We start from the raw sequence: 22,762 nt of genomic DNA, 5'->3' as shown, positions 1-22,762 counted from the left end.
GATCGTTTTGTTATTAAAACTGAGCGGGATAAAAAACATGGAGGGCCACGCTGGCTGTTGGTTTTTTTTAGTTATATCTTCTGAGTTTTAAAGAAAAGATAATATTTTTATCCAAAAAAAGCGAAAGCACCACCTCAAATCATCATCATAAAAAAACCAAACAAAAGATTTAAAATCAATGATTTAAAAATAAAAATAACGCAGTAAATCATCGTTAAGCCCGTCATTTCCCGATCGAAAACACATTTCAGCTGGCTATTCTTCTGAAGTGCAGCCAGCCGCCAGAATATTTTCCTTAAGGCATTGTGGGTCACGCACTAATAACCCCATAGCGAAAGTTGACAGCCCGCCCCGTTATCAGGTATCAATAATGTCACTTTGAATTTATGAGGTCTGAGTCAATGATTCGTTCCATCCGCCTACTCGGTCTACTACTAAACGCATCTTCGTTGCGCGGTAGACGAGTGGGCGGAATCAATCACTGATTCAGGCCTGCAAGACCTAAGAAACCCGCGCCAATGCGCGGGTTTTTTTATGCTCGCGGCCAGGCCCGACGTAATCAATACAAGGAATTAACCCATGAGCCAACAAGTCATTATTTTCGATACCACTCTGCGCGATGGTGAGCAGGCATTACAGGCCAGCCTGAGTGTGAAAGAAAAACTGCAAATTGCCCTGGCACTGGAGCGTATGGGCGTTGATGTGATGGAGGTCGGCTTCCCGGTTTCTTCACCCGGTGATTTTGAATCCGTCCAGACGATTGCCCGTCAGATCAAGAACAGCCGCGTTTGTGGCCTGGCACGCTGTGTGGAAAAAGATATCGACGCAGCCTACGAAGCGCTGCGCGTGGCAGAGGCCTACCGTATCCACACCTTCCTGGCGACGTCGCCAATGCACATCGCCACCAAACTGCGTAGCACCCTGCCGGAAGTCATCGAGCGTGCGGTGAAGATGGTGAAGCGTGCGCGTAATTATACCGATGACGTGGAATTCTCCTGCGAAGACGGCGGGCGTACGCCAATTGACGATCTGTGCCGCGTGGTGGAAGCCGCAATTAACGCCGGTGCCACCACCATCAACATTCCGGATACCGTCGGTTATACCCTGCCTTACGAATACGCCAACATCTTCACCCAGCTGCGCGAACGCGTGCCAAACATCGACAAAGCGATTCTGTCCGTACACACCCATGACGATCTGGGTATGGCCGTTGGCAATGCGCTGGCCGCCGTCAACGCCGGTGCGCGCCAGATTGAAGGTGCGATGAACGGTTTGGGCGAACGTGCCGGTAACTGTGCGCTGGAAGAAACCATCATGGCAATTAAAACCCGCGGCCAGTTGATGAATGTGCATACCCGCATCAACCACCAGGAAATCTACCGTACCTGCCAGACCGTCAGCCAGATTTGCAATATGCCAATCCCGGCGCATAAAGCGGTAATAGGTTCCAATGCCTTCGCTCACTCCTCCGGTATCCACCAGGACGGCGTGCTGAAAAACCGTGAAAACTACGAGATCCTGACCCCGGAATCCATTGGCCTGAAGCAGGTACAGTTGAACCTGACCTCTCGTTCCGGTCGCGCAGCCGTTAAGCACCGTATGGAAGAAATGGGCTACAGCGAATCGGATTATAATCTGGATACCCTGTACGAAGACTTCAAAGCGCTGGCGGACAAGAAAGGCCAGGTCTTTGATTACGATCTGGAAGCGATGGCGTTTATCAACAAACAGTCTGAAGAGCCAGAGTTCTTCTCACTGGATACCTTCAACGTACAGTCCGGTTCCAGCGTGATCGCCACCGCTACCGTGCAGCTGTTGTGCGGCGAAGAGCAGAAAACCGAAGCCGCAACCGGCAACGGTCCGGTCGATGCGGTATACCAGGCTATCAACCGTATTACCGATTTTGACGCCGAACTGATTAACTATCAGCTGACCGCAAAAGGTCACGGTAAAGACGCGCTGGGCCAGGTGGACATCGTGGTGAAATATAATGGACGCAAATTCCACGGCGTCGGTCTGGCGACCGATATCGTCGAATCTTCCGCTAAAGCCATGGTGCATGCATTGAACAATATCTGGCGCGCCCGCCAGGTCGAGCAGGAACTACAACGTAAGTCGACTCAACAGGATCAAAAGGAAACCGTGTAATCATGTCCAGAACCTATCATCTCGCTGTATTACCCGGTGACGGCATCGGACCCGAAGTCATGACTCAGGCTGGCAAAGTATTAGAAGCCATTCGCCAGCGCTTCGGCCTGCGCATTACCACCAGCGAATATGACGTTGGCGGCATCGCCATCGATCGGCACGGCGTTCCATTGCCGGAAGCGACGGTAAAAGGCTGCGAGCAGGCGGATGCGATCCTGTTTGGTTCCGTCGGCGGCCCGAAATGGGAACATCTGCCTCCGGCCGAGCAGCCTGAGCGCGGCGCGCTGCTGCCGCTGCGTAAACATTTCAAGCTGTTCAGCAACCTGCGCCCGGCCAGCCTGTATCAGGGGCTGGAAGAGTTCTGCCCCCTGCGCCGCGACATTGCTGACAAAGGTTTCGACATCCTGGTGGTGCGTGAACTGACCGGCGGGATCTACTTCGGTCAGCCCAAAGGCCGCGAAGGCAGCGGTATGCACGAACGCGCCTTCGATACCGAGGTGTATCACCGTTTCGAAATCGAACGCATTGCGCGAATCGCCTTCGAGTCAGCGCGCAAGCGCCGTAAGAAAGTGACCTCAATCGACAAAGCCAACGTGCTGCAGTCCTCAATTCTCTGGCGCCAGATCGTCACAGAAGTCTCCCAGGACTACCCGGACGTTGAGCTGAGCCATATGTATATCGACAACGCCACCATGCAGCTGATCAAAGCACCGTCACAGTTCGACGTGATGCTGTGTTCTAACCTGTTTGGCGACATCCTTTCAGATGAGTGCGCGATGATCACCGGCTCTATGGGCATGCTGCCCTCTGCCAGCCTCAACGAACAGGGCTTTGGCCTGTTTGAACCGGCGGGCGGTTCAGCACCGGACATTGCCGGTAAAAATATCGCTAACCCAATCGCTCAAATCCTGTCGCTGGCGCTGCTGTTACGCTACAGCCTGGACGCAGGTAACGCCGCTGATGCCATTGAGCAGGCCATCAGTCGTGCGCTGGAAGAGGGTTATCGCACCGGTGACTTAGCCGGCAACGGCAAGGCTATCGGCACCGATGAAATGGGCAACATCATTGCCCGGTTTATTCGCGAAGCATAATTATGAAAACACTGTACGAGAAGCTGTTTGATGCGCATGTCGTGCACGAAGCACCCAATGAAACACCGCTGATCTATATCGATCGTCACCTCGTTCATGAGGTGACGTCAGCGCAGGCCTTTGACGGCCTGCGCGCACACGGACGCCCGGTGCGCCAGCCGTCAAAAACCTTCGCCACCATGGACCACAACGTTTCTACCCAGAGCCGGGACATTAACGCCAGTGGTGAAATGGCGCGAATTCAGATGTCGATGCTGATCAAGAACTGTGAAGCCTTTGGCGTGCAGCTGTTCGATCTCAGCCATCAGTTTCAGGGCATCGTCCACGTGATGGGACCGGAACAGGGCCTGTCTCTGCCGGGCATGACCATCGTCTGTGGCGATTCACACACCTCGACCCACGGCGCGCTGGGTGCGCTGGCGTTTGGTATCGGCACCTCCGAAGTGGAACACGTGCTGGCAACGCAGACGCTGAAGCAGGCACGAGCAAAAACCATGAAGGTGGAAGTTCGCGGTAAAACGGCACCGGGGATCACCGCCAAAGATATCGCGTTGGCGATTATCGGTAAAACCGGCAGCGGTGGCGGCAACGGCCACGTCGTCGAGTTCTGCGGTGAGGCGGTGGCAGCGTTGAGCATGGAAGGTCGTATGACCCTGTGCAATATGGCCATTGAACTGGGTGCGAAAGCGGGTCTGGTTGCGCCGGATGACACCACGTTTAACTACGTTAAGGGCCGCCGTTTTGCGCCAAAAGACGATCTGTGGCAGCAGGCGGTGGATTACTGGCGTACGCTGAAATCCGATGAAGGCGCGCACTTTGATAAAGTGGTCACGCTCGAAGCGGCGGATATCGCACCACAGGTCACCTGGGGCACCAACCCCGGCCAGGTGATTGCCGTCAGCGACCCGATTCCCGACCCGTTTTCATTCAGCGATCCGGTTGAGCGCGCCTCCGCCGAGAAAGCGCTGGCCTACATGGATTTGAAACCCGGTATTCGTCTGACCGATGTGCGCATCGATAAAGTCTTTATCGGCTCCTGCACCAACTCACGCATTGAAGATCTGCGTGCGGCGGCGGCAGTGGTGAAAGGGCATAAAATTGCCGAGGGCGTGCAGGGTTATGTGGTGCCGGGTTCGGGTCCGGTAAAAGCACAGGCCGAAGCGGAAGGTCTGGATAAGATCTTTATTGATGCCGGTTTTGAGTGGCGCTTACCGGGCTGTTCAATGTGCCTGGCGATGAACAACGATCGGTTAAGCCCGGGTGAGCGCTGCGCATCCACCAGCAACCGCAACTTTGAAGGTCGTCAGGGGCGTGGCGGACGTACTCACCTGGTCAGCCCGGCGATGGCGGCAGCGGCGGCGGTAGCCGGTCACTTTGCAGATATCCGCGAGCTGGCGTAAGGAATTAATATGGCGAAGAAATTTACTCAACACACCGGCGTTGCCGTGCCGATGGATCTGGCCAATGTCGATACCGATGCGATTATCCCTAAGCAGTTTTTGCAGATGGTGACCCGTACCGGTTTCGGCCGCAATCTGTTCTTCGACTGGCGCTATAGCGATGCAGAAGGCAAGATCGATAACCCGGATTTCATCCTGAACAAGCCGGAGTTCAGCGGGGCCAGCATTATGCTGACTCGTGAAAACTTTGGCTGCGGTTCATCGCGCGAGCATGCCCCGTGGGCGCTGACCGATTATGGTATTCAGGCGATTGTCGGTTCTGATTTTGCCGATATTTTTGCCAACAATTCCTTCAATAATCAGCTGCTGCTGGTGTCGCTGGCGGAAGACGAAGTGGATGAGCTGTTCCGCATGGTCGCCGCCGATCCGGGAATGCAGATCACCGTCGATCTGGAGAATCAGCAGGTGCGGGCGAACAGCAAGGCGTATCGTTTTGAGATTGATAGCTTCCGCCGTCACTGTCTACTGAACGGTCTGGATGCGATTGGTTTGACGCTTCAGCATGATGCGGCAATCGGGGCTTACGAAGAAAAGCAGCCGGTGTTTTTACGCTGATTGCAGTTGGGTTTGAGATCGCGGAAAACCTGATGTCTGGCGTATCGGTGTGGGCTTTTGTCGCTACATGCTCAGTGCCTGGCTTATCGGTGTGGGGCGGGTTCGCCGACTCGGCGTGAATACCTCCATGTAGCCTCGACGGGCGCGTCCATGCGCCCGACGGTCCGCGAACCCGCCCCACACCGATTGCCTGTTAACAAATTCGTTGCTGCTCGTTAAAAACCGATGTTTCCCGCAGCAACAGCATTGTCTGAAAGGCCGACCGTTACTCGACAGGTTAGCCGGGTGGCTGCCGCATACCTGCGGCAGCCAAGCCTCCAGGGAGGATTCACGGCGACCCGGCGATCTGCCCGTAACGGTCAGCCAGGGCACCCGATTCACAGCAAAACAATCCCGTGTATTGAACGCTCAAGCCAAACAAACCCAGGCACCCAACATTGCTATACCGCCCTCGCCTCCCGAATCCGCCACGACAGCGCAAACGACACCAGCACCAGGGCCAGCGCCAGAATATAAACCGCATGATGACCAAAGTTTTCCGCCACCGTCCCCTGGAATATCCCGGCAAGAATCACCCCGGTCGAAATACTATTGGTAAACAGCGTGGTCGCCGCACCCGGCCGCCCGGGCATTAAATCCTGGAACCAGATCATGCCAATCCCGGCGATAATGCCGATAAACACTGCGTTAAACAGCTGCAAAACCATCAGCGCTGCGCGATTCTGCAACAGCACCAGCCCAAGGTAGAACAGCGCGCCGCAGCCCACCGCCAGCAGCATCATATTACGCTTACCGGTACGCCTGACGTAGCGCCCGGCCAGCAGCATCACCGGAATTTCCAGCCCGGCAGCCGTCCCCATCAGTAGCCCCGCCAGCGAGTCCGGCAGGCCCAACGTGCTGCTGATATACAGCGGCATATCAATGATGTACATGCTGTTGCAGGACCACATCAGCACCGAAGCGATAAACAGCAGCCGCACATCGGTGTTCTTCAATCCGCTAACCTCAGCCACCGGCATCGCCGTAGTCGGCAGCGCTCGGGGCACCGACGGCAGGGTAAACCAGATCATCGCGATGCAGACCACAAACAGCAGCGCGGCGATGCCGAACATCAGAGTGAAACCGAAATTCAGTACCAGCGAGAAGGAGAGCGGCGGCCCGATGACCCACGCCAGCGACATCTGCGCACGCATCACCGAACTGAACATCACCGCTTCGCGTGCAGAACTGTCTGCATACTCACGTGCCAGAGCAAAAATCTGCGGCATCGCCACGCTGGCGATGGCGGACAGCACCACGCCCAGCGTAATCAGCGTCAGGTAATGGCGATTAAACGCAAACAGCACGGCGTTTGCCACGGCAATGGCGCAGCAAAACAAAATCAGCATACGGCGATCGCCGCGATTATCGGAACGTTTCGCGAGAAGCAGGCTGACCACAATCCCCGCCACCGCATTCACCGTATAGAACAGCCCCACCCAGAACGGCCGCACGTCGACTTCACGGCTGAGGAACAGGCTCAGCGTCGGTGCCTGTAGCGCACCGGCAATGCCGACCATAAACGTAATCGCCATAAACGCCAGATAGACCGGATTAAAACGATGACGCGCCAACAGCGATTTCATAGCAATGCCTCACTGGCATAAAAAAGGGAGAAATAATGCAAAAGCTTAGAAGAGAAACGACGAAAAAAGCCAGCGACATTTTTGCCCGCTGGCTGGTGAACAGCACCATACTCAGAAATCAGTGACCTCAGCCACTAAAGATGGCCAAGCGCCACTCCGTAGAGTGCCTCCCGCTCTTCCATCTGCTGCCATTATCGCCGTAATATACGGCAGGAAAAACTGACCGCTTTCACTACGGAGTTCCTCTTTTATGTCCTCACCGCGTTTGCAGCAGCAATTTATCCGGCTCTGGCAATACTGCGACGGCCAGCCGCAGGAGACCACGCTTAACGATCTGGCAGTACGGCTCAGCTGCTCGCGGCGCCATATGCGCAATCTGCTGAATGCCATGCAGGAGGCGGGCTGGCTGGAGTGGCAGGCGGAAGCCGGGCGCGGCAAGCGTTCACGGCTCAGCTTCCTCTACACCGGATTGGCCCTACAGCAGCAGCGTGCTGAGGATCTGCTGGAACAGGACCGTATCGACCAGCTGGTGCAGTTAGTGGGGGATAAAAACCGCGTACGGCAGATGCTGCTTTCCCATCTCGGACGCAGTTTCCGCCAGGGCAAACATATCCTCCGCGTACTTTACTATCGCCCACTGCTTAACCTGCTGCCGGGCACGCCGCTGCGGCGATCGGAAACCCATCTGGCCCGCCAGATATTCAGCGGTCTGGCGCGCATAAATGAGGAAAACGGGGAAGCTGAACCGGATATCGCCCACCACTGGCAACAGCTGAGTCCACTGCACTGGCGATTCTTTCTGCGCCCGGCCATTCGCTTCCACCACGGTCGCGAACTGGATATGGCAGACGTTATCACCAGCCTGCAGCGCTTAAAGGAACAACCGCTATTCAGCCACTTCGAACGTATTGAATCCAATGCGCCGTGGACGCTGGACATTCACCTCAAACATACCGACAGCTGGCTTCCGTGGCTGCTGGCCAGCGTCAGCGCGATGATCCTGCCAAAAGAGTGGCCGTTTATTCGCAATTTCGCCCGCCAGCCAACAGGAACCGGCCCCTATGCCGTCGAGCACAATCAACAAAGCCAGCTGCGTATCAGCGCCTTCGACGACTATTTTGGCTACCGCGCATTGATTGATGAGGTCAATATCTGGGTGCTACCGGAAATCAGCGATGAGCTGGTTTACTCGGGCGTGAAGCTGCAAAGCGACGATACCGACGAGCAGCCGCAGGAGAGCCGTCTCGAAGAAGGCTGCTATTTCCTGCTGTTTGACCAGCGCTCCGATCTGGGCCGTAACGAGGCCGTTCGCCGCTGGCTGAGTTCAATCTTCAACCCGATTACCCTGCTCAACCACAGCGGGATTGCCTATCAGCGTTACTGGTTCCCGGCATGGGGCCTGCTGCCGCGCTGGCACCATCGCCACGATATGGAGATGACCGATAAACCCGAAGGGTTGGATTCGCTGACCATTACTTGGTACAGCGATCAGATTGAACACCAGGGTATCGCCAACGCTCTGGGCCCCATTCTTGCCGCGCACGGCGTGGAGCTGATAACCCAGGAACTGGACTACGAGAGCTGGCATCAGGGAAACGCCGACAGTGATATCTGGCTGGGCAGCGCCAACTTTACGCTACCGCTGGATTTCTCGCTGTTCTCGCTGCTGTATGAAGTTCCACTAATGCATCATTGCATTCCCATCGACTGGCAGCAGGATGCGCAGCAGTGGCGGGAGCAGAAGCTGCCGCTGGCCGAGTGGAGCAAGCAGCTGATCGACAATCATTATCTACACCCGCTGTTCCACCACTGGCTGCAGCTGCACGGCCAGCGCAGCATGCGCGGCGTAAGAATGAACACCCTGGGCTGGTTCGATTTCAAATCCGCCTGGTTTGCGCCACCGGATGAGGCATGAGTGCTTTCGTTAGCGGAGTGAACTCTCTAGAATAAGCCGTTCTCAACGGGGTGCGGATAACCCGGCTGCCCGGCAGCAGAGTGATACCGCTGAGAGAAAACCCGTCGAACCTGATCCGGCTCATACCGGCGTAGGGATTTGAGAGTGCTGTCTGCTCAGATCCTTTGCGCATCTTCTTTTCAAGGAACGCAAAGTGCTAAAAAAAATCTTACCTCTGCTGGTGCTGTTCTCGCTGCCCGCCGCTGCCGCGAAAGACGTACTGACCGTCTATACCTACGATTCGTTCTCCGCCGACTGGGGCCCCGGTCCGGCGGTCAAAAAAGCCTTTGAGGCACAGTGCAACTGCGAGCTGAAGTTCGTCGCGCTGGCGGATGGCGTTTCGTTGCTCAACCGTCTGCGGATGGAGGGTAAAAACAGCCAGGCCGACGTGGTGCTGGGGCTGGACAACAACCTGCTGGATGCAGCCGAAAAAACCGGTCTGTTCGCCGCCAGCCAGGTCAATACCGACAGCAGCAGCGTTCCCGGCGGCTGGAAAAACAGCACCTTTGTGCCCTTTGACTACGGCTGGTTTGCCTTCGTTTACGACAAAACCCGTCTGCAAAACCCGCCGAAAAGCCTGAAGGAGCTGGTTGAGAGCGATCGTCCGCTCAAAGTGATTTATGAAGATCCGCGCACCAGCACGCCGGGCCTGGGCCTGCTGCTGTGGATGCAGAAGGTGTATGGCGAACAGGCTCCGGCAGCCTGGCAGAAACTGGCACAGAAAACCGTCACCGTCACCAAGGGCTGGAGCGAAGCCTACGGCCTGTTCCTGAAAGGCGAAAGCGATATGGTGCTGAGCTACACCACCTCCCCCGCCTACCACCTGATTGAAGAGAAGAAAGACCAGTACGCCGCCGCCAACTTCAGCGAAGGCCACTATCTGCAGGTGGAAGTGGCCGGTCAGCTCAAGGCCAGCAAACAGCCGAAGCTGGCGCAGGAGTTTATGCAATTCCTGCTGACACCGGCTTTCCAGAACACCATTGCTACCGGCAACTGGATGTATCCGGCGATCAAAACTACCCTGCCTGCCGGTTTTGATACGCTTACCGTTCCGGCGACGACGCTGCAGTACAGCCCGCAGGACGTTGCCAGCCAGCGCAGTCAGTGGATCGGTGAATGGCAACGCGCCGTCAGCCGCTGATCCCCGGCTGGCTGATCCCGGGCGGTCTGACGGCGATAATGCTGGCCGGGATCGCCCTGCTGGCATTCCTGTCGCTGTGGTTTAACGCGCCGGAGAGCGACTGGCACAGCCTCATCTCGGACAGCTACCTCTGGCACGTGCTGCGCTTTTCGTTCTGGCAGGCGCTGCTTTCTGCCCTGCTGTCGGTGCTGCCCGCCATCCCGCTGGCGCGCGCGCTCTATCACCGTCGCTTTCCCGGCCGCAGCACCCTGTTACGCCTGTGCGCCATGACGCTGGTACTGCCGGTGCTGGTTGCCGTCTTCGGCATCCTCAGCGTGTATGGCCGCAGCGGCTGGCTGGCGGAATTCTGTTCACTGATCGGCATCAGCTACACCTTTACCCCCTACGGCCTGCAGGGCATTCTGCTGGCGCATATCTTCTTTAACCTGCCGCTGGCCAGTCGACTGCTGCTACAGGCGCTACAGCAAATCCCCGGCGAGCAGCGCCAGCTTGCGGCACAGCTTGGTCTGCGAGGCTGGACGCACTTTCGTATTGTGGAGTGGCCGTGGCTGCGTCGCCAGATCCTGCCCGCCGGTGCGCTGATTTTCATGCTCTGCTTCGCCAGCTTTGCCACCGTGCTGTCGCTGGGCGGCGGACCGCGCGCCACCACTATCGAACTGGCCATTTTCCAGGCGCTGAGCTTTGATTACGATCCCGGCAGAGCGGCGCTCCTGGCGCTGCTGCAAATGAGCTGCTGTCTGGGCCTGGTACTGCTCAGCCAGCGTCTCAACAAAGCGATGCCCGCGGGAAGCGACAGCCTTGGTGGCTGGCGAAACCCGGAAGACAGCCGCTGCGCCCGACTGCTGGACGGTCTGATGATTACGCTGGCGCTGCTGCTGATCCTGCCGCCGCTGCTGGCGGTCGTTGTTGACGGGCTGCGCCAGGGGCTGAGCGGCGTACTGATTCAGTCCGCGCTCTGGCAGGCCACCTTCACCTCACTGCGCATTGCGCTGGGTGCAGGGGTGCTGAGCGTGATACTGACGGTGATGCTACTGTGGAGCAGCCGCGAGCTGCGTCTGCGCCAGCATCCCCGCTGGGGGCAGACGCTCGAACTGAGCGGTATGCTGATCCTCGCCATGCCGGGCATCGTACTGGCAACCGGATTTTTCCTGCTGCTCAACGCCACGGTGGGCCTGCCGCAGTCGGCAGACGGCATTGTGATTTTTACCAACGCGCTGATGGCTGTTCCCTACGCGATGAAGGTGCTGGAAAACCCGCTGCGCGACATTGCCGAACGCTATAACCGCCTGTGTCTTTCGTTGGATATTCGCGGTTGGAACCGTCTGAAGCTGATTGAGCTGCGCGCGCTGAAGCGGCCGCTGGCCCAGGCGCTGGCGTTTGCCTGCGTGCTGTCGATTGGTGATTTTGGCGTGGTGGCGCTGTTCGGTAATGAGAACTTCCGCACCCTGCCGTTTTATCTTCATCAGCAGATCGGTTCCTACCGCAGCAGCGAGGGTGCGGTCACCGCGCTGCTACTGCTGCTGCTCTGCTTCCTGTTATTCACCCTGATTGAAAAACTGCCGGGGCGCCATGCTAAGCCTGACTAACCTGACCTACCTCTATAACCATCTGCCAATGCGCTTTACCTTCAGCGCACAGGCGGGTGAGCGACTGGCGATCCTTGGCCCCAGCGGCGCGGGTAAAAGCACGCTGCTGAGCCTGATTGCCGGTTTTCTGCCTGCCAGCAGCGGCAGCCTGCTGCTGGATGGTCAGGATCATTGTGATTCTCCCCCGGCCAGACGCCCGGTATCGATGCTGTTTCAGGAGAACAATCTGTTCCCACATTTAACGGTAGCGCAAAACATCGGGCTGGGGCTGCATCCGGGCCTGAAGCTGAGCCACCAGCAAAAACAGACGCTTCAGGAGATTACCCGCCGCGTCGGGCTGGAAGAACAGCTGCAAAGATTGCCGCATCAGCTCTCCGGCGGCCAGCGCCAGCGTGCGGCTCTCGCCCGCTGCCTGGTCAGGCAACAGCCGATCCTGCTGCTGGACGAACCCTTTTCCGCGCTCGACCCGGCACTGCGTAAGGAGATGCTGGAACTGGTGGATGAAGTATGCAACGAGCGCAATATCACGCTGCTGATGGTGTCACACAGTATTGAAGATGCGGCGCGCATCGCGCCGCGCAGCCTGCTGATTGTGGACGGCAGAGTTTACTGGGACGGCAGCACCGTACAGTTACAGCAGGGCGAAGTCGATGAAGCGGAGATTTTGGGGATCAAACGCCGTTAACCCCCGTAACACTCAGAAGAAAACCTGCCACAGCAGATGGCGGAACACCGGCATCAGCGGATGGAACTGAATGGCAATAAAGCTGCCGATAGCCAGAACCAGCATCAGCGGAGCCAGCCAGCGCAGACGGGATGCAGGCAGATAAGGGGTGGCCCAGTCGTGCTGCTTTTTCGCCCGCAGCCAGCGCCAGCTCAGCCAGAAGCCCAGCCACACAACGATAGCCACCAGCAACAGCAGCCATTTAAACAGGCCGCTGCTGGCATCTTTCGGCACGTCAATCGCCACCCCGGCAAGAATACCCGGCAGCAGATAAAGCGGCGGCCACAACAGGCAGCCGATGATGTTCGGCGGTAAAAACTTGCGCACCGGCAGCTCAAGCATGCCGGCAACCAGCGGGATCAGCGGTCGCGTCGGTCCGATAAATCGCCCGACGATAATGGTAAACATGCTGTGCTCGTGCAGGGCATGCTCGGTTTTATCCATTAATTTTTGGTGCCGTTTGATAAACGACCAGCGGTGCAGCGGCCCCTTAAACTGCCAGCCGATAAAATACGAGATCCAGTCCCCCAACAGGCAGCCAATAATCCCCGCCAGCCAGGCGGGATACAGCGCCACCTGCCCGCTGCCAATCAGCGCGCCAAAGGAAGCCATCAGCACGGTGCCGGGAAGCAGCAGCCCCACCAGCGCCAGAGATTCTAAAAAGGTCACCAGCCCAACGGCCAGCAGCGACCACGCCAGCGATTGAGTAATGATGTGTTGCAGCCAGGCTTCCATAATGTTCCAAAACGATTTTCAGGACCTCGGATTGTCCTGAGAGAGTTAAAAAGCGTCAAGGCCAGATTTGTATACGAATGCATAGCGGCGAACGTTTACGCACCAGCCGGATGAACACTGTATAAATAAACATGCTATTATAGTCTAATGAACAGCATAACGAGGTCAGGGTGAATAACGCACAAGCAGGATTTCTGTTAACCCGCCACTGGCGAGATACGCCCTCAGGCAGCGAAGTTACCCTGTGGCTGGCAACCGACAGCGGCCCGCAGTGCGTGGTGCTGCCGCCGCAGGAGTCGGTGGCCTTTCTCCCTGCTGAACAGCAGGCTGCCGCCAGTGCGCTGCTGACCGGCGAACGCGACTGGCGCTTTGCCCCCCTGAGCTTGAAAGATTTCCGCCAGCGTCCGGTGGTCGGTCTGTACTGCAAGCAGTATCGCCAGTTACAGAAGCTGGAAAAACTGCTGCGCGAAAACGGCATTGTCCTGTTCGAGGCCGATGTCCGCCCGCCGGAACGTTTTTTGATGGAACGGTTTATCACTGCCGCCGTCTGGTTCAGCGGCCAGCCCGCCGGTGCAAGACTGGTGAACACCCGCTTAAAACCCCACCCCGACTATCGCCCGCCGCTGAAATGGGTATCGCTGGATATCGAAACCACCCAGCACGGTGAGCTTTACTGCATCGGCCTGGAGGGCTGCGGCCAGCGCGATGTGTATATGCTCGGCCCGGCGAACGGCGATGCCAGCAGTATCGATTTTAATCTGGAATACGTTTCCAGCCGTCCACAGCTGCTGGAGAAACTCAACGACTGGTTTGCCCGCCACGATCCCGACGTGCTGATCGGCTGGAACGTGGTGCAGTTTGACCTGCGGGTGCTGCAAAAGCATGCCGATCGCTACGGCATTCCGCTGCGTCTGGGGCGCGGCAGCAGCAACGTGCTGGAGTGGCGCGAACACGGTTTCAAACCGGGCATTTTCTTTGCGCAGGCCAGCGGTCGGCTGATTATCGACGGTATTGAAGCGCTGAAATCGGCCTTCTGGAACTTCGACTCCTTCAGTCTGGAGGCCGTTTCCCGCGAGCTGCTCGGCGAGGGCAAGGCGATTAACAATCCCTGGCAGCGCATGGAGGAGATCAACCAGCGCTTTGCCGAAGATAAACCGGCGCTGGCACACTACAACCTGAAGGACTGCGAGCTGGTCACCCGCATTTTCCAGCACACCGAGCTGATGCCGTTTTTGCTGGAGCGCGCGTCGGTTAACGGCCTGGCGGTGGATCGCCACGGCGGCTCGGTGGCCGCCTTCGGCCATCTTTATCTGCCGCGCATGCACCGCGCGGGCTTCGTTGCGCCCAACCTCGGTGAGATAGCTCCGGAGGCCAGCCCGGGCGGCTACGTGATGGACTCGCGCCCCGGCCTGTACGATTCGGTGCTGGTTCTGGACTATAAAAGTCTGTACCCCTCAATTATCCGCACCTTTCTGATCGACCCGGTGGGCCTGGTCGAGGGCATAGCACATCCCGATGAGGCCGATTCCGTTCCCGGCTTTCGCGGCGCGCGCTTCTCCCGTACGAACCACTGTCTGCCGGACATCGTCAGCCAGATTTGGGCCGGGCGAGAGGCGGCAAAAAAGCAGGGTAACAAGCCGCTGTCGCAGGCGCTGAAAATCATTATGAATGCGTTTTACGGCGTGCTGGGCACCAGCGCCTGTCGCTTCTTCGATCCGCGCCTCGCCTCCTCCATTACCCTGCGCGGCCACGAGATCATGCGCCAGACCCGGGAGCTGATTGAAGCCGAAGGCTATGACGTGATTTACGGCGATACCGACTCGACCTTCGTCTGGCTCAAGTCCCCCCACGATGAAGAACAGGCCAGCGCTATCGGTCAGAGACTGGTGAAAATGGTCAATCAGTGGTGGCAACAGCATCTGAGTTCAGAATACGGCGTGACCAGCGCGCTGGAGTTGGAGTATGAAACCCACTTCAGCCGCTTTTTGATGCCCACCATTCGTGGTGCGGAACAGGGCAGTAAAAAACGCTATGCCGGCTTGGTGAAAAACAGCGGCGGCGAAAAGATGATTTTTAAAGGCCTGGAAACGGTACGCACCGACTGGACCCCGCTGGCGCAAAAATTCCAGCAGGAGCTGTATCTGAAAATATTTAAACAGCAGCCCTATCAGGATTATATCCGTGAAACGGTCAGGCAGCTGCTGGACGGCGAACTGGATGAACAGCTGGTTTACAGCAAACGGCTGCGGCGACCGCTCGGTGACTATCAGCGAAACGTACCGCCGCACGTACGTGCCGCACGCATTGCCGACGACGTGAATCAGAAGCTCGGGCACCCTTTGCAGTATCAGAACGGCGGGAAAATTCGCTACGTGATTGCCACGTCAGGCCCGGAGCCGCTTGAAGCGCGCACCACGCCGCTCGACTACGATCACTACCTTACCCGCCAGCTGCAGCCGGTCGCCGATGGCATTCTGCCATTTCTGGAAGATGACTTCGACACACTGGTTACCGGACAGTTGGGGCTTTTTTGACAGGTGACGAACGGGCCACCTTCCAGTACCATAGCGCCCTTCCTCAAATAACTCGTTCTGACATGCACGCCGGGCAGATTCTGCCGGGGCGTTATACTATTGCCTGAAACTGACTACACGAAAATCGAGCCGAATATTTATGCCTTTTACACTTGGTCAACGCTGGATAAGCGATACGGAAAGCGAACTGGGATTAGGAACTGTTGTTGCCGTTGATACCCGCATGGTAACGCTGTTATTCCCCGCAACGGGCGAAAACCGCCTTTATGCTAAAAATGATTCGCCGATCACTCGCGTCGTTTTTAATCCGGGCGATACCATTACCAGCCACGAAGGCTGGCAGCTGGACGTTGACGAAGTGCAAACCGATAACGGCGTGGTGAGTTATTTTGGTACCCGCCTCGACACCGGTGAAACCGGTGTACGCCTGCGCGAAGTGATGCTGGACAGCAAGCTGGTGTTCGGTAAACCCCAGGATCGCCTGTTCGCCGGTCAGCTGGACCGCATGGACCGCTTTGCGCTGCGCTTCCGCGCGCGTAAATATCAGAGCGAGCAGTATCGCCTGTCCACCAGCGGCCTGCGCGGCATGCGTACCAGCCTGATCCCGCACCAGCTGCATATTGCTCACGACGTCGGCCGCCGCCATGCGCCGCGCGTACTGCTGGCCGATGAGGTGGGGTTAGGTAAAACCATCGAAGCCGGGATGATCATCCACCAGCAGCTGCTGGCCGGACGCGCCGAACGCATCCTGATCGTTGTACCGGAAACCCTGCAGCACCAGTGGCTGGTCGAAATGCTGCGCCGCTTCAACCTGCGTTTCGCACTGTTTGATGATGCCCGCTATGCCGAAGCCCAGCTCGACAGCGATAACCCGTTTGATACCGAGCAGATGATTATCTGCTCGCTGGACTTCGTGCGCCGCAACAAGCAGCGCCTTGAGAAGCTGGTCGAAGCCGAATGGGATCTGATGGTCGTCGATGAAGCCCATCACCTTGTATGGTCGGAAGACGCACCCAGCCGTGAATACCAGGTTATTGAGCAGCTGGCCGAGCATATCCCCGGCGTGCTGCTGCTGACCGCCACCCCGGAACAGCTGGGAATGGAGAGCCACTTCGCCCGTCTGCGTCTGCTCGATCCAAATCGCTTCCACGACTTCGCGCAGTTTGCCGAAGAGCAGAAGCACTTCCGCCCTATTGCCGATGCGGTTGCGATGCTGCTGGCGGATAAGAGCATCGGCAACGATGAGATGAACCTGATCAACGACCTGATGGGCGAACAGGATATCGAACCGCTGCTGCAGGTCGCTAACAGCGATCGCGAAGGCAAACAGGCCGCTCGCAAAGAGCTGATCAGCATGCTGATGGACCGCCACGGCACCAGCCGCGTACTGTTCCGTAACACGCGTAACGGCGTAAAAGGCTTCCCGAAACGCGAACTGCACCAGATCCGCCTGCCGCTGCCAACCCAGTATCAGACGGCAATCAAAGTGTCCGGCATTATGGGCGCACGCAAATCCGCCGACGAGCGCGCTCGCGATATGCTCTACCCGGAGCAGATTTATCAGGAATTTGAAGGCGACAGCGGCACCTGGTGGAACTTCGACCCGCGCGTTGAATGGCTGATGGGCTACCTCACCAGCAACCGCGACCAGAAAGTGCTGGTAATCTGCGCCAAAGCCGCCACCGCGCTACAGCTGGAGCAGGTGCTGCGCGAGCGCGAAGGTATTCGCGCGGCCGTCTTCCACGAAGGTCTGTCGATTATCGAACGCGACCGCGCGGCGGCCTGGTTTGCCTCCGAAGAAGACGGCGCACAGGTTCTGCTGTGCTCCGAAATCGGTTCAGAAGGCCGTAACTTCCAGTTCGCCAGCAAGCTGGTGATGTTCGATCTGCCGTTTAACCCGGATCTGCTGGAACAGCGTATCGGCCGTCTCGACCGTATCGGTCAGGCGCACGACATTGAAATCCACGTCCCGTACCTGGAAAAAACCGCGCAGTCGGTGCTGGTCCAGTGGTATCACGAGGGGCTGGATGCCTTTGAGCACACCTGCCCGACCGGCCGTACAATCTATGACAGCGCCTATGAGCAGTTAATTGCCTATCTGGCCTCGCCGGAAAATCAGGAAGGTATGGATGACTTTATCCACGAGTGCCGCAAACAGCACGACGCGCTGAAAGCACAGCTGGAACTGGGCCGTGACCGCCTGCTGGAGCTGAACTCCAACGGTGGCGAGCAGGCGCAGGCGCTGGCTGACCTGATCTCCGAGCAGGATAATGACGTTGAGCTGGTCAACTTCGCGCTGAACCTGTTCGACATCGTCGGCATCAATCAGGAAGATCGCAGCGACAATCTGATCGTGCTGACCCCAGGCGATCATATGCTGGTGCCGGACTTCCCAGGCCTGCCAGAAGACGGCTGCACTATCACCTTTGACCGTAACCAGGCACTGTCGCGTGAAGATGCACAGTACGTCAGCTGGGAACATCCGATCATCCGCAACGGTCTGGACCTTATCCTCTCCGGTGATACCGGCAGCTGTGCGCTGTCGCTGCTGAAGAACAAGGCACTGCCGGTGGGAACGCTGCTGCTGGAGCTGATCTACGTGGTGGAAGCCCAGGCACCTAAACATCTGCAGTTGACCCGCTTCCTGCCGCCAACGCCAGTGCGTATGCTGGTGGACAGCAAAGGCAACAATCTCGCCAGTAAGGTGGAGTTTGAAAGCTTTAACCGTCAGCTGAACGCGGTGAACCGCCATACCGGCAGCAAGCTGGTGAACGCGGTGCAGCAGAACGTGCACGAGATCATCAAGCTTTCTGAAGAGCAGGCCGAAGTGGAAGCCCGCAAACTGATCGAAGCCGCCCGCGTGGAAGCCAATGAGAAGCTGAGTGCCGAGCTGTCGCGTCTGGAAGCGCTAAGCGCGGTCAACCCGAACATCCGTCAGGATGAGATTGATGCCCTGGAAAGCAATCGTGAGCAGGTACTGGCTAACCTGGATCAGGCCGGCTGGCGTCTGGACGCGCTGCGTCTGATCGTGGTCACCCACCAGTAAGTCATAATAGTGGGCCAGTCCGGCTGGCCCAAGGCAGAGAAATGATGATGGAACCCTACAATCCGCCGCTTGAACCCTGGCTGCATATTCTCTACCAGGATCAGCATATTATGGTGGTGAATAAGCCCAGCGGCCTGCTGTCGGTTCCCGGTCGCCAGGAAGAACACAAGGACAGCGTGATGACGCGCGTCCAGCGTGATTTTCCGACAGCCGAATCCGTGCATCGCCTGGATATGGCCACCAGCGGCGTGATCGTCGTGGCGCTCAATAAGGCCGCCGAACGTGAGCTGAAACGCCAGTTCCGCGAGCGCGAGCCGCAGAAAACCTACGTCGCCCGCGTCTGGGGGCATCCGCAGCCGGAAAGCGGCCTGGTCGATTTACCGCTGATATGTGACTGGCCGAACCGGCCTAAGCAGAAGGTGTGTTTTGAAACCGGGAAATCGGCGCAGACCGAGTATCAGGTGCTGGACTACGCCGCTGACAACAGCGCACGCGTGCAGTTAAAACCGATCACCGGGCGCTCCCACCAGCTTCGTGTGCATATGCTGGCGCTGGGGCACCCGATTCTCGGCGATCGCTTCTATGCACACGATGAAGCGCGGGCAATGGCACCGCGCCTGCAGCTACATGCGGAGAGCCTGAGCATTACTCATCCGCTGTTCGGCACGCCGATGACCTTCCGCCAGCCCGCCGATTTTTGATTTGCAGCCTGTCTGGGAGCTATTTGAATCCTTTCTCGCGTTTAATCAGGTCGTACGCGGCCTGAATTTCCTGCGCTTTCTGCTTAGCCATTTCCATCATCTGCGGTGGTAATCCTTTTGCCACCAGTTTGTCGGGATGATGTTCGCTCATCAGCTTACGATAGGCACGCTTGATAGTGGTGGCTTCATCGCTGCTTTTAACACCGAGCACGCTACAGGCATCTTCCAGCGTCGGGCCACGGCTGCCGGGGGTGTAACCGCCCTGAGAAGAACCGCCGCTCTGGTAACCGCCGCCGCCGAACTGCTGGCCGCTCTCCATCATGCGTAAGAACTGATCGAACTGAACGCGGGAGATCCCCAGCTCTTCTGCAATCACGTACAGCACCTGGCGCTCGTTAGGATGCAGAGACCCGTCGGCAAACGCGGCCTGGATCTGAATTTCCAGAAACATCCTGATCAAATCAAAACGACCAAAACAGGCACTGCGCAGTTCGCGAAGTTTATCCCTTAACGGATAGTCACCCTCTTTGCCTTCACGAAAAGCACGCTGTGCGGCGGTACGCGCCTCGCCATGCAGCTGCATACGATCCATCAGCAACGAGGCCATCTGAATATCCGCGTCGGTCACCCGCCCTTTTGACTTGGTCAAATGCCCCATCACCTGGAAGGTCGTACGGAAAAACAGCGCCTGGCGGGTCTGCTGATTGGCAAAGTAGCCCTGCTGTCGGGTCACACTTGCACGGTCAATCAAATGGCCAATCAACAGACCGATCACCAGTCCCCAAAAGCCCGCGCCGGATAACAAACCGAGCACAAGACCCAATACTTTTCCCCAATAGCGCATATACTCCTCAATTCGCCATGCTGAAGGCTAAAAATTGCATTATCATACCTGTCATTCATCCCATAGCCTATTGGCAACACGGTCAAACAACCAGAAGTATCCCTGTTTGGTTGATGCGGACAGACAAAGAGTCGACGGAAGCGAATAGTCCCCCTCCTGAAAGATGGTGGGTATGACTGGCGCAATCCAGTTGAGTACGTTAGTCTCTGACGGTTTGTCGGCATGATGCCAGTGACCACGGAATTTTCGATACCGCGTATGAAAAAAAGTCTACCTACATTGCTGGCAACCCTAATCGGTTCAGCGCTGTACAGCCAGCAAGGACTGGCCGATGACCTCGCATCTCAATGTATGCTGGGTGTACCTAGTTACGACCGTCCTCTGGTACAGGGAAAAAAAACCAACGAGCTGCCGGTCACCATTGATGCGGACAAAGCGCAGGGAAACTACCCCGATAACGCGGTATTTACCGGCAATGTTGATATTCAGCAGGGCAACAGCCGCCTGCAGTCCGACGAAGTTCAGCTGCACCAGAAAACCGTGCAGGGTCAGGCCACACCTACCCGTACCGTGGATGCACTCGGCAATGTGCGCTACGACGATAATCAGGTGATCCTGAAAGGCCCGAAAGCCTGGTCAAATCTGAATACCAAAGACACTAACGTCTGGAACGGTAACTACCAGATGGTGGGCCGCCAGGGGCGTGGTGATGCCGACCAGATGAAACTGCGCGGTGACAGCAGCTACACCATTCTGGAAAACGGCACTTTCACCTCCTGTCTTCCGGGCCAGAACAGCTGGAGCGTAGTGGGTTCAGAAGTGATCCACGATCGTGATGAGCAGCTGGCTGAAATCTGGAACGCCCGCTTTAAGATCGGCCCGGTACCGGTGTTTTACAGCCCTTACCTGCAGCTGCCGGTGGGTGACAAACGCCGTTCAGGCTTCCTGATCCCGAATGCCAAATACGGCAGCAGCAGCGGCTTCGAGTTTATGCTGCCGTACTACTGGAATATCGCGCCACAGGCCGATGCCACGCTGACGCCGCACTACATCAGCCGCCGTGGCATGCAGTGGCAGAACGAGTTCCGCTATCTGACCGGTGTGGGTACTGGCCTGATGGAATTCGACTACATGAACTCCGATGACGTTTACAATCGTGAGCATGCGGACGATAAAGATTCGAACCGCTGGCTGTTCCACTGGCGTCACTCCGGCGTCTACGAGCAGAACTGGCGTTTCAACGCGGACTACACCAAAGTCAGCGATCCGTATTACTTTACCGATCTTGACTCCACCTACGGTTCGACCACCGATGGCTATGTCACGCAGAAATTCAGCGTGGGCTATGCGGAAAAGAACTGGGATGCCACGCTGTCGACCAAACAGTTCCAGATATTCGCCAATAACTCCACGCGTAATGTGTATCGCGCAGAGCCGCAGTTTGACTTCAACTACTATAAAAATGATATCGGTCCGTTCGATACGCATCTTTATGCTCAGGCAGTGAAGTTCACCAACGTGAACGGCGATCTTCCGGACGCCACGCGTTTGCATCTGGAACCCACCATCGACCTGCCGCTCTCTAACAGTTGGGGTAGCCTGAACACCGAAGCCAAACTGCTGGCAACCCACTATGAGCAAAATGATGTTGAATACTTCAACTCGCTGAGCCAGAACCAGGATAACCAGTTAAAGAACTCGGTTAACCGCGTTATGCCGCAGTTTAAAATTGACGGCAAGATGGTCTTTGACCGTGATATGAACTGGTCGCCAGGCTATACCCAGACCCTGGAACCGCGGATGCAGTACCTGTACATTCCGTATCGTAACCAGAGCAATATCAACGCCTATGACTCAACGCTGTTGCAGAGCGACTATACCGGTCTGTTCCGTGACAAGACTTACAGCGGCCTGGATCGCATCGCTTCGGCGAACCAGGTGACTACCGGTGTGACCACGCGAATATTTGATAACGATTTGGTTGAACGTTTTAACGCTTCCATTGGTCAAATCTACTCGTTTACCCCGGCACGCACCGGATTAAACTATACGGACGATGACGATCGGGGCAGCCTGGTGTGGGCGGGCGATACCTACTGGAAAATCAGCGACCGTTGGGCAGCGCGTGGTGGATTGCAGTATGACACCCGTCTGGACAATGTTTCACAGGGTAACGCCGTGCTGGAATGGCGACGTGATGCTGACCGCATGGTACAGCTGAACTACCGTTATACCAGCGAGGAGTATATTCAGCAGACGCTGACTCAATATACTAACCCGCTGTATCAGGAAGGTATTTCTCAGGTTGGTGCCACAGCGAGCTGGCCTATTGCTGATGCCTGGTCCGTCGTCGGTGCGTGGTATTACGATACGAAAGCCAATCAGCCTGCCGATCAGCTGGTGGGTATCCAGTACAGCTCATGCTGTTATGCGATTCGCCTTGGCTATGAACGTAAAATCACCAGCTGGGAAGACGACAGCAGTAAGTATGATAATAAAGTCTCGTTCAACATTGAGCTGCGTGGCCTCAGCCCAAGTTATGGCTTAGGTACCGGTCAAATGCTGCGTCAGGGCATCCTGCCTTATCAACGCGCTTTCTGATGTTGTAATGTTTGATA

16 protein-coding genes and 1 riboswitch are annotated in these 22,762 nt (G+C 57.0%); of the genes, 13 read left to right on the top strand and 3 right to left on the bottom strand.

What is annotated here, in order from left to right; genetic code table 11:
• The first annotated feature begins 386 nt into the window (after nucleotides 1-386).
• The 5 genes from leuL to leuD all read left to right on the top strand — a co-directional run bounded on the left by leuL (nucleotide 387) and on the right by leuD (nucleotide 5,254).
• On the top strand, nucleotides 387-485 hold the full coding sequence (gene leuL, locus IBT46_RS27690) for a leu operon leader peptide (protein ID WP_200545169.1): 99 nt from the start codon (nucleotides 387-389) through the stop codon (nucleotides 483-485).
• Between the two features lie 94 nt (nucleotides 486-579).
• Nucleotides 580-2,148 carry a 2-isopropylmalate synthase gene (leuA, locus tag IBT46_RS07825; protein ID WP_105595339.1) on the top strand — a complete coding sequence of 523 codons (1,569 nt, stop codon included), beginning with the start codon at nucleotides 580-582 and terminating at the stop codon, nucleotides 2,146-2,148.
• A 2-nt stretch (nucleotides 2,149-2,150) separates the two neighbouring features.
• Nucleotides 2,151-3,239 carry a 3-isopropylmalate dehydrogenase gene (leuB, locus tag IBT46_RS07820; RefSeq protein WP_200545168.1) on the top strand — a complete coding sequence of 363 codons (1,089 nt, stop codon included), beginning with the start codon at nucleotides 2,151-2,153 and terminating at the stop codon, nucleotides 3,237-3,239.
• A gap of 2 nt (nucleotides 3,240-3,241) precedes the next feature.
• The gene (leuC, locus tag IBT46_RS07815) at nucleotides 3,242-4,639 is read left to right on the top strand and encodes a 3-isopropylmalate dehydratase large subunit (protein ID WP_200545166.1); all 1,398 of its coding nucleotides are present in this window, start codon (nucleotides 3,242-3,244) and stop codon (nucleotides 4,637-4,639) included.
• A 9-nt stretch (nucleotides 4,640-4,648) separates the two neighbouring features.
• A complete protein-coding gene (leuD, locus tag IBT46_RS07810; protein ID WP_105595336.1) occupies nucleotides 4,649-5,254 on the top strand; it encodes a 3-isopropylmalate dehydratase small subunit in 606 nt (201 codons plus the stop codon).
• Nucleotides 5,255-5,694: 440 nt separating this feature from the next.
• Here leuD and IBT46_RS07805 read toward each other — a convergent pair whose 3' ends face one another.
• On the bottom strand, nucleotides 5,695-6,879 hold the full coding sequence (locus IBT46_RS07805; RefSeq protein WP_200545165.1) for an MFS transporter: 1,185 nt from the start codon (nucleotides 6,877-6,879) through the stop codon (nucleotides 5,695-5,697).
• 250 nt (nucleotides 6,880-7,129) lie between these two features.
• On the opposite strand from IBT46_RS07805, the gene sgrR reads away from it, so the two are divergent.
• The 4 genes from sgrR (at nucleotide 7,130) to thiQ (ending at nucleotide 12,245) form a co-directional block, all read left to right on the top strand.
• Complete coding sequence (gene sgrR, locus IBT46_RS07800; RefSeq protein ID WP_200545164.1) at nucleotides 7,130-8,794, top strand: HTH-type transcriptional regulator SgrR; 1,665 nt, start codon at nucleotides 7,130-7,132, stop codon at nucleotides 8,792-8,794.
• A gap of 36 nt (nucleotides 8,795-8,830) precedes the next feature.
• Nucleotides 8,831-8,949: riboswitch (TPP riboswitch) on the top strand.
• Between the two features lie 38 nt (nucleotides 8,950-8,987).
• On the top strand, nucleotides 8,988-9,974 hold the full coding sequence (gene thiB / locus IBT46_RS07795; RefSeq protein ID WP_200545163.1) for a thiamine ABC transporter substrate binding subunit: 987 nt from the start codon (nucleotides 8,988-8,990) through the stop codon (nucleotides 9,972-9,974).
• Nucleotides 9,950-11,560 (top strand): thiamine/thiamine pyrophosphate ABC transporter permease ThiP, encoded by a 1,611-nt coding sequence (gene thiP, locus IBT46_RS07790; protein ID WP_200545162.1) that lies wholly within the window; start codon nucleotides 9,950-9,952, stop codon nucleotides 11,558-11,560. Before thiB ends, thiP begins: the two co-directional genes overlap by 25 nt.
• Nucleotides 11,544-12,245, top strand: a complete 702-nt coding sequence (gene thiQ / locus IBT46_RS07785; RefSeq protein WP_200545161.1) for a thiamine ABC transporter ATP-binding protein ThiQ — start codon at nucleotides 11,544-11,546, stop codon at nucleotides 12,243-12,245. Before thiP ends, thiQ begins: the two co-directional genes overlap by 17 nt.
• A 12-nt stretch (nucleotides 12,246-12,257) precedes the next feature.
• On the opposite strand, the gene IBT46_RS07780 is transcribed toward thiQ, so the two are convergent.
• Entirely contained in the window at nucleotides 12,258-13,019 is a 762-nt protein-coding gene (locus tag IBT46_RS07780; RefSeq protein ID WP_200545160.1) for a DedA family protein, read from the bottom strand.
• Nucleotides 13,020-13,189: 170 nt separating this feature from the next.
• Here IBT46_RS07780 and polB point away from each other — a divergent pair, with 170 nt between their 5' ends.
• The 3 genes from polB to rluA all read left to right on the top strand — a co-directional run bounded on the left by polB (nucleotide 13,190) and on the right by rluA (nucleotide 19,300).
• Nucleotides 13,190-15,553, top strand: a complete 2,364-nt coding sequence (gene polB, locus IBT46_RS07775) for a DNA polymerase II (RefSeq protein ID WP_200545159.1) — start codon at nucleotides 13,190-13,192, stop codon at nucleotides 15,551-15,553.
• A 139-nt stretch (nucleotides 15,554-15,692) separates the two neighbouring features.
• Nucleotides 15,693-18,599: an RNA polymerase-associated protein RapA gene (gene rapA / locus IBT46_RS07770; RefSeq protein ID WP_200545158.1), complete on the top strand. Its 2,907-nt coding sequence runs from the start codon at nucleotides 15,693-15,695 to the stop codon at nucleotides 18,597-18,599.
• 41 nt (nucleotides 18,600-18,640) lie between these two features.
• Nucleotides 18,641-19,300, top strand: a complete 660-nt coding sequence (gene rluA, locus IBT46_RS07765) for a bifunctional tRNA pseudouridine(32) synthase/23S rRNA pseudouridine(746) synthase RluA (RefSeq protein WP_105594749.1) — start codon at nucleotides 18,641-18,643, stop codon at nucleotides 19,298-19,300.
• A gap of 19 nt (nucleotides 19,301-19,319) precedes the next feature.
• Here the strand turns inward: rluA and djlA are convergent, their stop codons facing one another.
• On the bottom strand, nucleotides 19,320-20,144 hold the full coding sequence (gene djlA, locus IBT46_RS07760; protein WP_105594750.1) for a co-chaperone DjlA: 825 nt from the start codon (nucleotides 20,142-20,144) through the stop codon (nucleotides 19,320-19,322).
• A gap of 222 nt (nucleotides 20,145-20,366) precedes the next feature.
• On the opposite strand from djlA, the gene lptD reads away from it, so the two are divergent.
• Nucleotides 20,367-22,745 (top strand): LPS assembly protein LptD, encoded by a 2,379-nt coding sequence (gene lptD / locus IBT46_RS07755; RefSeq protein ID WP_200545157.1) that lies wholly within the window; start codon nucleotides 20,367-20,369, stop codon nucleotides 22,743-22,745.
• Nucleotides 22,746-22,762 lie beyond the last annotated feature (17 nt).

This window comes from Erwinia sp. S38, assembly GCF_016624545.1.
GTDB lineage: Bacteria > Pseudomonadota > Gammaproteobacteria > Enterobacterales > Enterobacteriaceae > Erwinia > Erwinia coffeiphila.
The sequence above is the reverse complement of the archived record's forward strand: the minus strand, read 5'-3'. Positions and strand labels throughout refer to the sequence as shown.

What these genes read in the sequence shown, in the direction of transcription:
- thiP (WP_200545162.1), top strand. Translation starts at nt 9,950, where the DNA reads ATGGCAACGCGCCGTCAGCCGCTGATCCCCGGCTGGCTGATCCCGGGC.
- rluA (WP_105594749.1), top strand. Translation starts at nt 18,641, where the DNA reads ATGATGATGGAACCCTACAATCCGCCGCTTGAACCCTGGCTGCATATT.
- lptD (WP_200545157.1), top strand. Translation starts at nt 20,367, where the DNA reads ATGATGCCAGTGACCACGGAATTTTCGATACCGCGTATGAAAAAAAGT.
- leuB (WP_200545168.1), top strand. Translation starts at nt 2,151, where the DNA reads ATGTCCAGAACCTATCATCTCGCTGTATTACCCGGTGACGGCATCGGA.
- djlA (WP_105594750.1), bottom strand. Translation starts at nt 20,144, where the DNA reads ATGCGCTATTGGGGAAAAGTATTGGGTCTTGTGCTCGGTTTGTTATCC.
- leuD (WP_105595336.1), top strand. Translation starts at nt 4,649, where the DNA reads ATGGCGAAGAAATTTACTCAACACACCGGCGTTGCCGTGCCGATGGAT.
- leuA (WP_105595339.1), top strand. Translation starts at nt 580, where the DNA reads ATGAGCCAACAAGTCATTATTTTCGATACCACTCTGCGCGATGGTGAG.
- leuL (WP_200545169.1), top strand. Translation starts at nt 387, where the DNA reads ATGAGGTCTGAGTCAATGATTCGTTCCATCCGCCTACTCGGTCTACTA.
- IBT46_RS07780 (WP_200545160.1), bottom strand. Translation starts at nt 13,019, where the DNA reads ATGGAAGCCTGGCTGCAACACATCATTACTCAATCGCTGGCGTGGTCG.
- thiQ (WP_200545161.1), top strand. Translation starts at nt 11,544, where the DNA reads ATGCTAAGCCTGACTAACCTGACCTACCTCTATAACCATCTGCCAATG.
- sgrR (WP_200545164.1), top strand. Translation starts at nt 7,130, where the DNA reads ATGTCCTCACCGCGTTTGCAGCAGCAATTTATCCGGCTCTGGCAATAC.
- rapA (WP_200545158.1), top strand. Translation starts at nt 15,693, where the DNA reads ATGCCTTTTACACTTGGTCAACGCTGGATAAGCGATACGGAAAGCGAA.
- leuC (WP_200545166.1), top strand. Translation starts at nt 3,242, where the DNA reads ATGAAAACACTGTACGAGAAGCTGTTTGATGCGCATGTCGTGCACGAA.
- IBT46_RS07805 (WP_200545165.1), bottom strand. Translation starts at nt 6,879, where the DNA reads ATGAAATCGCTGTTGGCGCGTCATCGTTTTAATCCGGTCTATCTGGCG.